Genomic DNA, 12477 nt, shown 5'->3' on the forward strand with positions numbered 1-12477 from the left:
CGCCGTGACCGGTCACCAGGGCGGCCTGACTGTCCACTCATTCGTTTGTCCGCTCCCCCATGCGTCCACACCACGCGGCCATCGGCCACATGTCGTACGTTCAGTTCCCTCGTCCGGGTGAGGAAAACATAGCCCCGGCGGTGATCGGCCGGCGCCCCCGGGCCGTCGTGCGGGCCCGTCAGCCGGCGGACAGCACCTGTTCGATCGTGTCCGCCTCCGCCGCCGGCTTGTCCGGCCGGTGGCGCAGTACGCGCGCGAAGCGCAGGGCGACCCCGGCCGGGTAGCGGCTGGAGCGCTGCAGTCCGTCGTAGGCGATCTCGACGACGAGCTCCGGCCGCACCCGGACCGTGAAACCGTCGTCGTCGACGGCGAGTTCGCGCAGGATCTCGGTCTGCCGGCGCAGCATCTCGTCAGTGAGCCCCTTGAAGGTCTTGCCGAGCATCACGAAGCCGGCGTCCGCCGCTCGGGCGCCGAGGTGGAGGTTGGACAGCAGTCCGGTGCGCCGGCCGTGGCCCCATTCGACGGCCAGGACGACGAGGTCCAGGGTGTGGACGGGTTTGACCTTGAGCCAGGAGCGTCCGCGCCGCCCGGCGCTGTACGGCGCGTCCAGGGCCTTGACCAGGACGCCCTCGTGACCGCGGTGCAGGGTCGCGGTGAAGAACTCCTCGGCGGCGGTGACCTGTTCCGCCGCGGCCGGGTCCCCGACGACGACGCGCCGTACCCGGGTGGGCTCGGCGGCGAGCCGGGCGAGGATCGCGTGCCGCTCGTGGCCGGGCAGGTCGAGCACCGGCTCGCCGTCGGCGGCGAGGACGTCGAAGTACACCGGGTACAGCGGCAGTGTGGCGCGGGCCGTCTCGACGTCGAGGCGGGAGCCCACGCGGGAGGCGATGTCCTGGAACGGCACCGGCCGGCCGTCGTCCGCCATCGCGATGACCTCACCGTCGAGGATGAACCCGTCGCCGGTCATCTCCCTTGCCTGCTGCGCCACTTCGGGCAGCCGGCCGGTGATGTCGTCGAGGGACCTGGTGTAGATCCGGACATCGGTTCCGGCGCGGTGCACCTGGACGCGGATGCCGTCGAGCTTCTCCTCGACGGCGCAGGGGGCGTCGAGCGCCGCGACCGCCTCGGTCACGGACTTCGCGGTGTGCGCGAGCATCGGCTGCACGGGGCTGCCGACCCGCAGCCGGAACCGTTCGAGGGCCGCCGGCCCCTCGGCGAGCAGCGCCGCGGCCACGCGGGGCAGCGAGCCCTCCAGCATGACGGCGCGCCGTACGTCGGCCGCGGGCGCGCCGGCCGCCTTGGCGACCGCTTCGAGCGCGACGGCGTCGAGTGCTCCCTGGCGTACCTCTCCGGTGAGGAGCCGCAGCAGGAAGCGCTGCTCCTCGGCGGTGGCCGCGGACATCAGCCGGTGGACGCGGCTGCGGCGTTCCGTCTGGGCGCCGGGGCCGGAGACCCGGGCCAGGGCGGCGAGCGCGGCGTCGGTCTCACCGACGGTGAGGGCCGGTGCGGGGGCGGGCGGCACGGGCTCCTTCAGGACGCTCCAGCCGACGCCGATGCGGCCCTGCGGCACCCGTCCGGCGAGGTAGGAGATGACGAGCGCGACGTCCTCGGGCGCTGCCTCCGCGAACAGGTCCGCCAGCGCGGCGATCTTGCGCGAGCGGGCCGAGGTGGCGGCGACCTCGCGGGAGACTTCGGCGACGCGGGCGAGCAGCATGCCGCCATCGTGCCCCGGCCGGCCGGCGGCCGCACCCCGGCACGGCGCCCGCCGGAACGGCCTCCGGGGCGCGCGGGCGCCGCGGCGGTTCCGGGCCCCGCAGTGGCCGGGTACAGTCTCCCCACGGTTCACTCAACTCCCCTAGCCTTCCGTCGACTTGACCCAGTCCGGCAGTGACCGCCGGGCAGGGCCACCATCCGACGCAAAGGCAGGGACCCCCCATGGGCACGTTCTCGCGCGCCGCTGTGACGACGACCGTCGCGGCCGGACTGCTCTCCCTCGCGCTCGCCCCCGCACAGGCGACCACCACCGGCCAGGCGGACACGGGGCGGCTCCCGTACTCCGCCACCACCGGGGTCGGCGTGCACAACGCCTACGAGAAGTCGAAGTACCCCTATTTCGCGGACGCGCTGGACTCCGGCGCGGGCATGCTCGAGATCGACGTGTGGACGAACGCCTTCGGACGGTCGTGGCGGGTCTCGCACAGCAATCCGACGGGGAACGACAACAACTGCGTGAACGCGCCGACGGCCGCCGAGCTGCGCGCCGGGACGAGGAACCAGGACCTCGGGGGCTGTCTGGCCGACATGCGGGCCTGGCACGACGCGAACCCCGGGCACCGGCCGATCCTGATCAAGCTGGAGCTCAAGGACGGCTTCCAGGGCCGGCAGGGCCGCGGGCCGGCGGCGCTGGACGCGCTGCTGACCGCGCGCCTCGGTGATGCCCTGTACCGGCCGGCGGATCTGGTCCGCGGGCACCGGGACCTCGACACGGCGGTGCGGGCGGACGGCTGGCCGGCGCGTTCGGCGCTGGCGGGGAAGTTCCTGGTCGAGCTGATCCCGGGCACGCTGGAGGAGGACAATCCGTTCGACTCCCTGTGGACCGACCGCGAGTACGCGACGCATCTGCGCGGCCTCGCCGCGGCGGGCCGCCTCGGCGAGGCGGGCGCGTTCCCGGCGGTGCACCACGCCGCGGCGGGCGACCCGCGCGGCCGGTACGCGGACGCCTCGATCCGCCCCTGGTTCGTCGTCTTCGACGGGGACGCGGCGGCGTACGCGGGCGGCTCGATCGACACCGCCTGGTACGCCCGGAACCACTACCTCGTGGTGATGACCGACGCGCACAACGTCGCCCCGGCGATCGACGGCACGAACCCGACCGAGCAGCAGGCCCGTGACCGCCTGTCGCTGCTGGCGGGGCGGCACGCGAGCGTGGTGTCCGCCGACTGGTATCCGCTGCCGTCGGTGCTGGGCTCGGTGGTCGCCAGGGGCGGTGCGTGACCGGCCGTGCGAGCCGTGTCCGGAAGTCATCGCGCAGTCGGTAACTGGGGGTAACGCTCGTCACAGCCGGGCCCCGGAGTTCCCGGAATGCTACTGGGTGGTTTATCGTTCATCTACACGTGGGTGTGGACGGGACAGTGTCCCCGGGCCTCACCTTTTGCCCGCGGGGAAGATCGTCCGACTGAAGCCCCGCGGAGCGTTCCGCCGAGAGGCGACCGCCGTTCGCGCCCACGCCCTGTGACCGCCCCGGCCGGAAACCCCCGTCCGGCCGGGGCACCCTCATTTCCCGCCTCCGCCGCCGCCCCTTCCGGGCGGCGGCGGTCGGCGATGCGACGCGAACCGCCCGCCGCTGCGGGGTACCCGCGCGTAACCAGCCAGGTGTCCCGTTTACGGGGATACGCGTTGGCGCAAAAGCCTAGCCATCCTGGCGCAATCGTTTCAGTCTTGGTGATGCAGGTCACACGCGCCACTGGCGTCGCTGCACAGGTTGAGTCCGACCGTGCCGGCGTACGGGCACGAGAGCGGCACCGCACAGCAGCAGAGGAGCGAGCGATGTCATCGACCATCGAGCAATCCGTCCGGGTCCGCCTCATCAGCGACGCGCCCCACTCCATGGCCGTCCCGGTGGTCCTCCGCTACAGCGACACCGACCCGTTCGCCGTCCGAATGGCCTTCCCGCCCGAGGCCTGCCTGAACGAGACCGGCGTGACCTGGGCCTTCGCCCGCAGCCTGCTCGACGCGGGGCTGCGCGCCCCGGCCGGGGACGGCGACGTGCACATCTGGCCCTGCGGGCGGGTGCAGACCATGATCGAGCTGCGCTCGCCGGAGGGCGTCGCGCTGCTCCAGCTGGACACGGCGAGCCTGCGCCGGTTCCTGGTCCGCAGCTACGCCACCGTGCCGGCGGGCAACGAGGCGGCCGCCCAGGACCTCGACCGGGCGCTCGCCGCACTGCTGGGCAACGCGCGCGGCTGAGGCGCGGACGGCCGTGTCGTAATACCGTCCGGTCATGACAACTGCCGTGTCCGGTACCGGGGTCGGGCCGCTGCTGCGCCGCTGGCGCCAGGAGCGCCGGATCAGCCAGCTCGAACTGGCCCTGCGCGCCGATTCCTCGGCCCGCCACATCAGCTTCGTGGAGACGGGCCGTTCGCGCCCCAGCGAGGAGATGGTCCTGCGTCTGGCCGAGCATCTCGACGTGCCCGTACGGGAGCGCAACTCCTTGCTGCTGGCGGCCGGTTACGCCCCCCGATACGCCGAGACGCCGCTGGACGACCCGTCGATGGAGGCGCTGCGCGAGGGCATGGAGCGGCTGCTGCAGGGCTACGAGCCGTACCCGGCGCTGGTGGTCGACGGCGCGTACAACGTGCTCGCCGCCAACCGGGGCATCGCCATGCTGCTCGACGGCCTGCCGGAGCATCTGCTCACCGCGCCGCTGAACGCCATGCGGATCACCCTGCACCCCGAGGGCCTCGCGCCCAGAATCCGCAACCTGCCCGAGTGGCGCGGCCATCTGCTGGAGCAGATGCGGCGGGAGCTCGCCCTGGCCCGGTCCGGCGCACTGCGCAGGCTGTACGACGAGGTCGCCGCGTATCCGCTGCCCGAGGGGACCGGTGACGAGCGGAGTGTCGCGCCGGGCGAGGCGGCGTACCCGTACTTCGCGCTGCCGCTGCGGATCGAGCAGGCGGGGCGGACGCTGTCCTTCGTGTCGTCGATCTCGACCTTCAACACGCCGCTGGACGTGACCGTCGCCGAGCTGGCCATCGAGACGCTGCTCCCGGCCGACCCGGCGACGGCGAAGTACCTGCGGTCACTCACTCCGTAGCGGCGGCGGCGCGCAGCGCCGACCACTGCAGGACGGCGAAGCCCGCGACGACCAGCGCCTGCAGCACGGTCCAGACCTCGCCCACGGCGGTGGGGTCGAGCCACAGCGCGAGTGCGGCGACGCTGAGGAGGGACCACAGGATGTTGGCGTCGACGACGAGCGTGACGCCGGCCCGCGGTGGCCGGGGACGGGCGGCGAGCAGGCCGACGCCCAGGCCGTAGGCGACGAGGAAGACGCCGAGGCCGGTCAGGAGCGTGCCGTCGACGCCGAGCAGCCGCCCGAGCGGCCCCGAAGCCGCCGCGTACGCGACGCCGTTGGCGCCGGTGACGACGGCGTCGGCGGCCAGGAACCGGCGCAGCATGGTCCGCGGCTCGGTGGTGCGGGAGATGCCGGTGAGCAGGGTCGTGGACATGGCGGATCAGCCTCCGTCGAGGTGTACGGGCCGGTCGTGGGGCCGGAACCCGGGCGGAGTGCGCCGCCCGGGACCCGGTGCACCCCAGACTGCCGCGCGCCCCCTGGGCGGTCGATTACGCCGGAGGTAATGCCGCTCAGCGGCCCGGGGTGATCACGGTGACCCCGTTGCCGGAGGCGGTGCCGAGCGCCGTCAGCGCCTCGGGCACGTCGTCCAGGCCGATCTCCTTCGTCACCAGCAGATCGGGCCGCAGCGCCCCGGAGGCGACCATGGCCATCATCTCCGGGTAGGCGTGGGCGGCCATGCCGTGGCTGCCCAGGATCTCCAGCTCGAGGGCCACGACCCGGTCCATCGGCAGGTGGGCGCCCGCCGGAAGCAGGCCGACCTGCACATGACGGCCCTGGCGGCGCAGGCTCCGCACCGAGTTCGCGCAGGTCACCGGCGAGCCCAGGGCGTCCAGCGACAGCTGGGCGCCGCCGCCGGCCGCGTCGCGCACGGCCGCCGCGACCTCCTCGGCGTCCAGTGCCGAGGCGTCCACGCAGACCTCGGCGCCGCAGGCCCGGGCCAGTTCCAGCGCGGCCGGCGAGACGTCCACGGCGACGACCCGGGCCCCGCACGCGGCGGCGATCATCACGGCGGAGAGACCCACCCCGCCGCAGCCGTGCACCGCGACCCGTTCCCCGGCCCGCACCCGTCCCTGGCCGACCACCGCGCGGAAGGCGGTGGCGAAACGGCAGCCGAGACCGGCGGCAGTGGTGAACGGCATGGCGTCCGGCAGCGCGACCAGGTTGGTGTCGGCGTGGCGCAGCGAGACGTACTCGGCGAACGAGCCCCAGTGGGTGAAGCCCGGCTGCTCCTGGCGTTCGCACACCTGCTGGGCGCCGCGCACACAGGCGGCGCACCGGCCGCAGGCGCAGATGAACGGCACGGTGACCCGGTCGCCGGCCTTCCACCGGGTCACGTCGGCGCCCACGGAGTGGACGGTTCCCGCGAGTTCGTGGCCGGGTACGTGCGGCAGGGCGATACCGGCGTCGTGTCCGGCCCAGCCGTGCCAGTCGCTGCGGCACAGCCCGGTCGCCTCGACCTTCACGACGACGCCGTCGCGCGCCGGACCCGGATCGGGAACCTCACGTATCTCCGGCCGCTTCCCGAAGTCGTCGAACACCACCGCGCGCACGTGCACTCTCCCATGTCCCTATTTCTCCGGGGCGACGCCGTCGTCGACCGGAATTCCCTCTGCTCCGCCGTCCGGCCGGGAAGCCTCCGCCGGCCCGATCGGCGCCGGCGGCCCCGCGCTCTCCCGCAGCCAGCGCCGCAGCACCCGGTGCACCTGTTCCGCCCCGATCAGCTCGTCGTCGGGACCCGTGGGCGGCGAGAGCTCCAGGGGCGACAGCAGGAACGCCTGGGACTGCTCCCCGCCGAGTCCGCCGTGCGAGCCGATCTGCTCCTCGAAGGCGTGCACCACACCGGTCCCCGGGTCGTGCATCGAGTTGACCATGATGTCGGCGACGTGCGGGAACGAGTCGGTGCGCCGCACCGCGTCGGCCGCGCCCGGACCGAAGCCGGCGAGCGGCCCGTCGTCGTCCTTCAGCGCGTCGACGGGCACTTCGGCGCCGTCGGCGCCCAGCACCACCGAGCCGTGCTCCTCGCTGCGCACCAGCAGGAAGCCGACGCCGGGATGGTTGGCCAGCGTGCCGAGCAGCGCCGGGTGGCGGCGCCGGATCTCCTCGCAGCTCATCCGGTACGGCACGTCGGGAAACGAGATCAGCGCCAGATTCCCCGAGGCCAGCACGATCGGGTCCGAGCCCGACGCCGGCCGTTCCTCCTCGCCGTCGCCGGCCGGCTGCCGGTGCAGCGCCGTCAGCAGGGCGTCGCGGGCCGCGTCCCTGGCCTCCGCGCCGCTCTTGGAGTGCTCCGCCCGCCGCGGCACCGGCAGCCCGCACCCGGCGCGCACCAGGTCCTTCAGGGTCAGCCCGTACGCGGCCTCGAAGGTCTCCCCCGGGCTCTGGCCGTGGTCGGAGAGGAGCACGATCCGGTAGGGGCGCGGCGCGTGGTCGGCGACCTTGGCGATCAGCGCGATCGAGCGGTCCAGTCGCTCCAGCACGGCCTGCGCGTCCGCGCTGTGCGGCCCGGAGTGGTGCGCCACCTCGTCGTAGGCGACCAGGTCGGCGTAGACGGCCCGGCGTCCGGCGAGCATGTCCCCCATCACCGCGGCGACCACCACATCGCGCTCGACGACCGTCGCGAACGCCCGGATGAAGGGGTAGAGACCACCGCGGCCGACCCGTGGCGTGTCCCCGCGGAGCCTGGCGCGGGCCGACTGCCCGATCTCCCTGCCCACCTCGGCGACGAACGACAGCGCGGTACGGACGGCGTTGGCCGGGTCGGAGAAGTACGCGAAGTAGCCCGCCCGGGAGCGGTTGCCCCGGCCGCGTCTCGCCGCCATCGACAGCACCAGGGCGAGCTGGCCGGCGCCGCCGCTGAAGAGGTTGCCCCGGCTCGCGCCGTCCACCGCCAGCAGACCGCGGTCGCCGGTGCGCGCGACGGCCCGCCGCTGCAGTTCCGCGGCGCTCGCCGGGCGGTTGCTGACCACGATCCTGCGGGTGTCCTTCTCGTACCAGCGGAAGGCGGGCACGTCGTGGTTGGAGCCGTGCAGGATGCCCAGCTGGCTCGCACCGGTCTGGCTGGACCAGTCGGTGCGCCAGGGGGTGAGCCGGTGCGTGGCTCCCGTCCAGCTCGCGACGGTCGGCATCAGCCCGCTGTCCGCGGCGGCGCGCAGCACCTCGTAGCCGACGCCGTCGAGCTGCAGGAAGACCGTGCCGGGCGAGCCGGAACGGTCGTGGGCGGCCTGCCGGCGGCCGCGGCGGTGGGCGAGCCGGGAGAGTCTTCTGCGGTAGGCGTTGTCGTCGCGGACGGCGAGCGCGGTGGAGGTGGCGGAGGCGACCGCCGACATCACGGCGGCGACCACCACCGCGGTCTGGGCGTCCGCCGTGCCGCGGCCGTCGGGGATGAGCCACAGCGCGATCAGCAGCAGCGACCCGTTGAGGAAGAACACCAGCAGGCCGAGCACCAGGGCGGGCACGAGCAGCAGGGCCCGTACGACCACGGGCCAGACCAGCCCGGTGAGCAGACCGAACGCCCCGGCGCCCCAGGCCGCGGTGATCCCGGTCCGGGTGATGCTGTCGCCGTCCCCCGACTGGAGCCGGAAGTCCGGCAGCAGCCCGGCCAGCGCGAGCATCGTCAGCGTGGAGACCCCCCACACGACGGCCACGCGCACCAGCGCGCTGCCGGCCCGGCGCCATCGCCTTTCGACCACGCCTCGTTCACCTCGTCTCTGAGCCGGTCTCCAGCGTGGCACAGCGCCGCAGCCGTCCGGCCCCGGCCCGGACGGCGGTCCCGTTACGCTCGTACGCACAGTTGAGATCCACAGCGAGGAGGCGTCGCGTGCCGGTGGAGGTCACCTGGTGGGGTCATGCCACCTGCACGATCGAGGACGCCGGGGTGCGGGTGCTGACCGACCCGCTGTTCGTGCGGCGCCTGGCCCATCTGCGGCGGCGGCGCGGTGAACTGCCGCCCCGGCAGGCGGCCGTCGCCGACGCCGTTCTCGTCTCCCATCTGCACTCGGACCATCTGCACCTGGCGTCGCTGGCCCGTCTCGCGCCCGGCACCCGGCTGATCGTGCCGCGCGGCGCGGCCCGATCGGTGCCGGGGCTCGGCCGGCTGGTGCGCACGGCGGGGCTGCTGGTCACCGAGGTCGCGCCGGGCGACGAGGTGCGGGTGCGCGACGTGCGCGTACGGGCCGTGCCGGCGGAGCACGACGGGCGGCGGCTGCCACTCGGACCGCACCGCTCCCCCGCCCTCGGCTTCGTCGTCAGCGGCGAGTCGCACACGTATTTCGCGGGCGACACCGGGCTGTTCGAGTCGATGGCCGACGAGGTCGGCCCCGTCGACATGGCGCTGCTGCCGGTCGGCGGCTGGGGACCGTATCTGGGCCACGGCCATCTGGACGCGGGCCGCGCGGCGCAGGCGGTGGCCCGGCTCTCGCCGCGGGCGGCCGTGCCGGTGCACTACGGCACGTACTGGCCGATCGGGATGGACGCGATCAGGCCGCACGAGTTCTACGCGCCCGGCGACGAGTTCGTGCGCAAGGCGGCGCAACTGGCGCCGAAGGTGACGGTGCACCGGCTCGGGCACTGCGAGCGGACCGGGCCGGAGGACGCCCGGTGAGCGCACCGGGGGCCGAGGCGCTCGGCCGGCTGTCCGAGATGGTGAGCCGGCTCCCCCCGGAGTCCACCCAGCAGGCCGTGGGCTATCCGTCCCTGTTCCTGCTGGTGGCGCTCGGCGCGCTGGTGCCGGTGGTGCCGACCGGCGCGGTGGTCAGTTCCGCCACGGTGGTGGCCCTCCACCAGACGAGCCCGCTGTCGCTGCTGTTCGTCTTCCTCGTCGCGTCCGCGGCCGCGTTCGCCGGTGATGTGACGCTCTACTGGCTGGGGCGGCGCGGGATCCGATCCAGGAAGGGTTCGCGCTGGCTCGCCGGGCTGCGCGGACGCGCCGCGCCGGACCGGCTCGCCCGTGCGCGGCGGGGGCTCGACGAGCACGGGGTGACGGTGCTGGTGCTGTCCCGGCTGGTGCCCGCCGGGCGGGTGCCGATCATGCTGGCGTGCCTGCTGGCCCGGATGCCGCTGCGCCGCTTCGTCCGGGGCGACGTCCCCGCGTGCCTGGCGTGGGCGGCGACGTACGGGCTGATCGGCGTCCTGGGCGGGGCGCTGTTCGCCGAGCCGTGGCAGGGCGTCGTCGCGGCGGTGGTGCTGACGGTGGTCATCAGCGGCGGGCCGGCGCTGTGGCGCAGGTTCCGCTCGGCGCGCGGCTCAGACGGTCAGCACGCGTGAGCCGCCGACCGGCAGGTCCCACAGCTCGTGGCGCGGCCGGCCGGTGCCCTCCCAGGCGGCCAGCAGCCGCCGCAGCGGCTCCATCACCGGCTCCGCGGAGAGCACGAACGTCGCCCAGTGCATCGGCGCCATGTTCCGCGCCCCGAGGTCGGTGAAGGCGCGCACGGCCTCCTCCGGATCGGTGTGGACGTCGCTGAGCCACCAGCGGGGGGCGTACGCGCCGATGGGGAGCAGCGCGAGGTCGAGGCCGGGATGGCGGCGGCCGATCTCGCCGAACCAGTGGCCGTAGCCGGTGTCGCCCGCGAAGTACACCGACGGACCGCCGGTGCCCGTGCCGGTTGCGGTGAGCACCCAGCCGCCCCACAGGCTGCGGCAGGTGTCGAGCAGGGTGCGCTTCGACCAGTGGTGCGCGGGGACGAAGTCGAACCGTACGCCGCCGAGTTCGGCCCCCTCCCACCAGTCGAGTTCGGTGACGTGCGTGAAGCGGCGGCGGCGGAACCAGCGCCCCAGGCCCGCCGGGACGAAGAGCGGTGTCCGGCGGGGCAGGCGCCGCAGGGTCGGGGCGTCCAGATGGTCGAAGTGGTTGTGGCTGATCACCACCGCGTCGACGGGCGGCAGGTCCTCCCAGCGGACGCCGACGGGGGTGATCCGTACGGGCGTGCCGAAGATGCGGCGCGACCAGACGGGATCGGTCAGCACGGTGAGCCCGCCGATGCGCAGGATCCAGCTCGCGTGCCCGGCCCAGGTGACCGCGAGGGTCCGCTCGTCCACCGCGGGCAGCGGTCCCGGTTCGAACGGCAGCGCCGGGATGTCCAGCAGCCCGTCCGGTCCGGGGCGCACAGCGCCCTCCCTGGCGAGCCTGGCCATGGCGCGCACGCCGGGGAGCGGGGCGGTCAGCCGGTCGGCGAACGACACGGGCCAGGTGCGTTGCTCGTACAGGGGGCGGGTGCGAGACCGTGGCCGCGGGGGGCGTGCCACTGCCGGTGCGGGGTGCTCCGCCGGTCGCTCCGTCTGTTTCGCCATCGGGGTCTCCGATCAACGCCGGTCCGGGTCCTTCAGCTCTCGTCCTGGCGCGTCCGCCGCCGTGCGGGCGGCCGCGCGGTTCACCGCAGTTCCTCGAAGGCCGCTCGGAGCCTCGCCAACGCCGCCGCGACATGGGGCAGTTCCAGCGGGTCCGGTGAGGCGAGCGACTCCAGCCGCTCCTCGTCGGTGGCGCCGATGAAGGGTGCCGTGTCCAGCCGTACGTGCAGGGCGCCCAGTTCGTCGCCGAACCGGTGCCCGCCGGGCACCGGCATGTCGAGGCGGTCGCCGAGATGGTCCTCGAGCTCCATGGAGTCGCTGACGCCGCGCGCCGCGAGAGTCCCGCGCAGCGGGCTCAGGTCGGCGTAGAGGTGGCGGCCCGCCTGCGGGGGCCGGGAGACCGCGCCGGCGGTCTGCACCACGTGGTGGGCCGCCGCCGCGACGCGCGCGTGCAGGGCGGCCGCCCGCGTCGCCCGTTCGGTGACCTCCGGGGGCTCGTCGAGCGCGTGCGCCGCTGCCGCCGCCACCGGCGCGGGCACCACGGCCCCGAGCGCGGTGACGATGTCCAGGGTCCGGGCGCGCCGGGCCGCGCCGTGCTCACCCCGCGGGAAGCGGGCGACGGCGACCGGCCAGGCGGACGGGGTGAGCGCGCCCGCGAGGTCGCTGATGACGGTCACGTCGTCGGGATACATCTCGGCGGGGCTGACCAGCACGGTCTCGTGCGGCTCGTGCACCGTGTCGCGCCAGGTCTCGTCGCTGACGATGTGCAGGCCCTCGCCGAGGGCCGCCTCGCACGCCTCGCGCACGGTCTCCGGCGGGGCGACGGTGGCGGTCGGATCGTCGGCGACGGACAGCAGGAGCAGCCGGGGCCGGCCGCCCTCGGCCCGTACCCGGCGTACGGTCTCCAGCAGGGCGAAGGGGTCCGGGACGCCGCCGCACTCGGCGGGGACCGGGACATGGTAGGCGGGCCGTCCCAGCAGTCTGACCTGCGGAGTCCACCAGGCGGGGCACGGGCGGGGCATCAGCACGTCGCTGTCGAAGGCGCCGAGCAGCGCGAAGAGCAGGGCCTGCGGGCCGGACGCCGCGACCACCTCGCCCGGACGGGTGCGCAGTCCGCGCCGCCACCAGTAGCCGCAGGCCGCCTCACGCAGTGTGGGCCCGCCGCCGGGCGGCTCGTCCGCGGCCCTCCCGGCGGCCGCCGCGAGCACGGCGCCCAGCACGGGTAGTACCGGCAGTCCCGCGCCGGGGGCGGGCGGCCCGTAGCGGACGGGTCCGCGGCCCTCGGTGTCCGTCACCGTCATCGCACCCACCTCCGCCGTTCCCTCGCACGCCGGAACGTCTGC

At 74.6% G+C, this 12477-nt stretch carries 11 protein-coding genes; 5 read left to right on the plus strand and 6 right to left on the minus strand.

What is annotated here, in order from left to right:
• Positions 1 to 178 precede the first annotated feature (178 nt).
• Complete coding sequence (locus tag ACFYOP_RS04805; RefSeq protein ID WP_356890477.1) at positions 179 to 1714, minus strand: ATP-dependent DNA ligase; 1536 nt, start codon at positions 1712 to 1714, stop codon at positions 179 to 181.
• 221 nt (positions 1715 to 1935) lie between these two features.
• On the opposite strand from ACFYOP_RS04805, the gene ACFYOP_RS04810 reads away from it, so the two are divergent.
• From ACFYOP_RS04810 to ACFYOP_RS04820, 3 genes are all read left to right on the plus strand, one after another.
• Positions 1936 to 2994, plus strand: a complete 1059-nt coding sequence (locus ACFYOP_RS04810) for a phosphatidylinositol-specific phospholipase C domain-containing protein (RefSeq protein WP_356890475.1) — start codon at positions 1936 to 1938, stop codon at positions 2992 to 2994.
• 552 nt (positions 2995 to 3546) lie between these two features.
• Positions 3547 to 3966 (plus strand): SsgA family sporulation/cell division regulator, encoded by a 420-nt coding sequence (locus ACFYOP_RS04815; RefSeq protein WP_356890473.1) that lies wholly within the window; start codon positions 3547 to 3549, stop codon positions 3964 to 3966.
• Positions 3967 to 4000: 34 nt separating this feature from the next.
• A complete protein-coding gene (locus ACFYOP_RS04820; RefSeq protein WP_356890471.1) occupies positions 4001 to 4813 on the plus strand; it encodes a helix-turn-helix transcriptional regulator in 813 nt (270 codons plus the stop codon).
• On the opposite strand, the gene ACFYOP_RS04825 is transcribed toward ACFYOP_RS04820, so the two are convergent.
• The 3 genes from ACFYOP_RS04825 to ACFYOP_RS04835 all read right to left on the minus strand — a co-directional run bounded on the left by ACFYOP_RS04825 (position 4803) and on the right by ACFYOP_RS04835 (position 8541).
• The gene (locus ACFYOP_RS04825; protein WP_356890469.1) at positions 4803 to 5225 is read right to left on the minus strand and encodes a hypothetical protein; all 423 of its coding nucleotides are present in this window, start codon (positions 5223 to 5225) and stop codon (positions 4803 to 4805) included. The two genes, ACFYOP_RS04820 and ACFYOP_RS04825, sit on opposite strands and share 11 nt — an antisense overlap.
• A gap of 136 nt (positions 5226 to 5361) precedes the next feature.
• A complete protein-coding gene (locus ACFYOP_RS04830) occupies positions 5362 to 6402 on the minus strand; it encodes a zinc-dependent alcohol dehydrogenase family protein (RefSeq protein WP_356890467.1) in 1041 nt (346 codons plus the stop codon).
• A gap of 18 nt (positions 6403 to 6420) precedes the next feature.
• Complete coding sequence (locus ACFYOP_RS04835) at positions 6421 to 8541, minus strand: phage holin family protein (protein WP_356890465.1); 2121 nt, start codon at positions 8539 to 8541, stop codon at positions 6421 to 6423.
• A 128-nt stretch (positions 8542 to 8669) separates the two neighbouring features.
• Between ACFYOP_RS04835 and ACFYOP_RS04840 the strand changes: the two genes are divergently transcribed.
• On the plus strand, positions 8670 to 9452 hold the full coding sequence (locus ACFYOP_RS04840; protein WP_356890463.1) for an MBL fold metallo-hydrolase: 783 nt from the start codon (positions 8670 to 8672) through the stop codon (positions 9450 to 9452).
• Positions 9453 to 9490: 38 nt separating this feature from the next.
• Entirely contained in the window at positions 9491 to 10114 is a 624-nt protein-coding gene (locus ACFYOP_RS04845; protein WP_356891165.1) for a VTT domain-containing protein, read from the plus strand.
• On the opposite strand, the gene ACFYOP_RS04850 is transcribed toward ACFYOP_RS04845, so the two are convergent.
• Entirely contained in the window at positions 10094 to 11137 is a 1044-nt protein-coding gene (locus ACFYOP_RS04850) for an MBL fold metallo-hydrolase (RefSeq protein ID WP_356890461.1), read from the minus strand. The two genes, ACFYOP_RS04845 and ACFYOP_RS04850, sit on opposite strands and share 21 nt — an antisense overlap.
• 80 nt (positions 11138 to 11217) lie before the next feature.
• Entirely contained in the window at positions 11218 to 12435 is a 1218-nt protein-coding gene (locus tag ACFYOP_RS04855) for an aminotransferase class I/II-fold pyridoxal phosphate-dependent enzyme (protein ID WP_356890459.1), read from the minus strand.
• Positions 12436 to 12477 lie beyond the last annotated feature (42 nt).

Source organism: Streptomyces sp. NPDC006294 (assembly GCF_042870895.1).
Classification (GTDB): Bacteria; Actinomycetota; Actinomycetes; order Streptomycetales; family Streptomycetaceae; genus Streptomyces.

Coding starts and splice junctions, on each gene's coding strand:
- ACFYOP_RS04820 (WP_356890471.1), top strand. CDS start 4,001: ATGACAACTGCCGTGTCCGGTACCGGGGTCGGGCCGCTGCTGCGCCGC.
- ACFYOP_RS04810 (WP_356890475.1), top strand. CDS start 1,936: ATGGGCACGTTCTCGCGCGCCGCTGTGACGACGACCGTCGCGGCCGGA.
- ACFYOP_RS04845 (WP_356891165.1), top strand. CDS start 9,491: ATGGTGAGCCGGCTCCCCCCGGAGTCCACCCAGCAGGCCGTGGGCTAT.
- ACFYOP_RS04805 (WP_356890477.1), bottom strand. CDS start 1,714: ATGCTGCTCGCCCGCGTCGCCGAAGTCTCCCGCGAGGTCGCCGCCACC.
- ACFYOP_RS04815 (WP_356890473.1), top strand. CDS start 3,547: ATGTCATCGACCATCGAGCAATCCGTCCGGGTCCGCCTCATCAGCGAC.
- ACFYOP_RS04850 (WP_356890461.1), bottom strand. CDS start 11,137: ATGGCGAAACAGACGGAGCGACCGGCGGAGCACCCCGCACCGGCAGTG.
- ACFYOP_RS04825 (WP_356890469.1), bottom strand. CDS start 5,225: ATGTCCACGACCCTGCTCACCGGCATCTCCCGCACCACCGAGCCGCGG.
- ACFYOP_RS04855 (WP_356890459.1), bottom strand. CDS start 12,435: ATGACGGTGACGGACACCGAGGGCCGCGGACCCGTCCGCTACGGGCCG.